Source organism: Mesorhizobium sp. M2A.F.Ca.ET.042.01.1.1 (genome assembly GCF_003997405.1).
GTDB lineage: Bacteria > Pseudomonadota > Alphaproteobacteria > Rhizobiales > Rhizobiaceae > Mesorhizobium.
In genome coordinates, this window is sequence record NZ_RZRX01000515.1 from 1 (window position 1) to 1,799 (window position 1,799).

The following is a 1,799-nucleotide window of genomic DNA, read 5'->3' on the forward strand; positions in this document are numbered from 1 at the left end:
ATGTGGAGCGCGGCGATCACCGCGGCCTGCAGATCGGCGCCCTCGATCGCCTCGCCGCATTCGATCGGCAGCATGCCGTCCGACCAGGCGATCGAATGGAACTGGGCCGCCAGGAAACCGCGCCGCGGCGTCGCCTCGAAGGCCGCGACCAGCGCCTTGGGCGCCGTGCCCCTGCCCCGCAGCCTGAGCAGGAAAGCGGCAAAACCCTCGCGGTCGTCGATGCCGGTATTCATGCAAAAACCATGTTCATGCCAAACCCTATTTATGACAGCGCCTTGGTCAGCTGGTCGCGCAGTTCATGGGCGGTGAGATCGAGTTGCAGCGGCGTCACCGACACCAGCCGGTTGCGCAGCGCGTGGAGGTCCGTGCCCTTCTTGCCTTCGACCGGCTCGCGGCCGAAGCGCAGCCAGTAATAAGGCAGGCCGCGTCCGTCGCGCCGTTCGTCGACCCAAAGGCTGTGCACCAGCTTGCCCTGCGAGGTGACGACGGTGCCTACGACTTCGTCCGGCGCGCAGTTCGGAAAATTGACGTTGAGCAGCACGCCGTCCGGCAGCGGCGTTTCCACCAGCCGCTTCAGCAGCGCCGGCGCCAGAGCCTCTGTCGTCTCATAAGGAACCACACGATCCTCGCCGACATAAGAATAGGCCTGGCTGACCGCGATCGAGCGCACGCCGAGCAGCGCGCCTTCCATGGCGCCCGCCACGGTGCCGGAGTAGGTCACATCATCGGCAATGTTGGCGCCGGAATTGACGCCGGACAGGATCAGGTCCGGCGGTCCGGGCAGGATTTTCTTCGTGCCCATGATGACGCAGTCGGTCGGCGTGCCGCGCACCGCGTAATGTTTCTCGCCGATCTTGCGCAGCCGGAGCGGCTCCGAAATCGACAGCGAATGCGCGTAGCCGGACTGGTCCTGCTCGGGCGCCACCACCCAGACGTCGTCCGACAGCGTGCGGGCGATGCGTTCAAGCGACGCCAGCCCTTCGGCATGGATGCCGTCGTCGTTGGTCAGGAGAATGCGCATCAAGTCACTTCGTTTCGATCTTGGCAAGACCACCCATGTAAGGCCGCAGCACTTCAGGAATGGTTACGCTGCCATCCTCATTCTGGTAGTTTTCGATGACAGCTATGAGAGCGCGGCCGACAGCGGTGCCCGAACCATTGAGCGTGTGGACGAAGCGGTTGCCCTTGCCGTCCTTGTCCTTGTAGCGGGCATCCATGCGCCGTGCCTGGAAGTCGCCGCAGACCGAGCAGGACGAGATTTCGCGATAGGCGTTCTGCCCCGGCAGCCAGACCTCGATGTCGTAGGTCTTGCGCGCGCCGAAACCCATATCGCCGGTGCAGAGCGTGACCGTGCGGAACGGCAGGCCGAGCCGCTTCAGCACCTCTTCGGCGCATTGCGTCATACGCTCATGCTCGGCGATCGAGCTCTCCTGGTCGGTGATCGAGACCAGCTCGACCTTGTAGAACTGATGCTGGCGCAGCATGCCGCGCGTGTCGCGGCCGGCCGAGCCCGCTTCCGAGCGGAAGCACGGCGTCAGCGCCGTGTAGCGCAGAGGCAGCTTTTCATGCGCGGTGATCTCCTCGCGCACGAGGTTGGTGAGCGGCACTTCCGCTGTGGGGATCAGGCCAAGCCGACCGTCGCCATGCGGCGTGAAGAACAGGTCTTCCTCGAATTTCGGCAGCTGGTTGGTGCCGAAAAGCACCTCGTCGCGCACCATCAGCGGCGGAATGACCTCTTCATATCCATGCTCGGTCGTGTGCAGGTCGAGCATGAACTGGCCGAGCGCGCGCTCCATGCG

General features: G+C 64.5%; 2 protein-coding genes and 1 pseudogene. All 3 read right to left on the reverse strand.

Annotation, left to right across the window (positions count from 1 at the left end):
• A pseudogene (gene pcm, locus EOA23_RS34370) lies at window positions 1-233 on the reverse strand (protein-L-isoaspartate O-methyltransferase); the annotation flags it as partial.
• Window positions 234-262: 29 nt separating this feature from the next.
• Window positions 263-1,021, reverse strand: coding sequence for a 5'/3'-nucleotidase SurE (gene surE, locus EOA23_RS34375; protein ID WP_127307284.1), 759 nt, complete (start codon window positions 1,019-1,021; stop codon window positions 263-265).
• Window positions 1,022-1,025: 4 nt separating this feature from the next.
• Window positions 1,026-1,799: serine--tRNA ligase (gene serS / locus EOA23_RS34380; RefSeq protein WP_127307285.1), on the reverse strand; the 774-nt coding region annotated here is incomplete at its 5' end.

Coding starts and splice junctions, on each gene's coding strand:
- surE (WP_127307284.1), bottom strand. CDS start 1,021: ATGCGCATTCTCCTGACCAACGACGACGGCATCCATGCCGAAGGGCTG.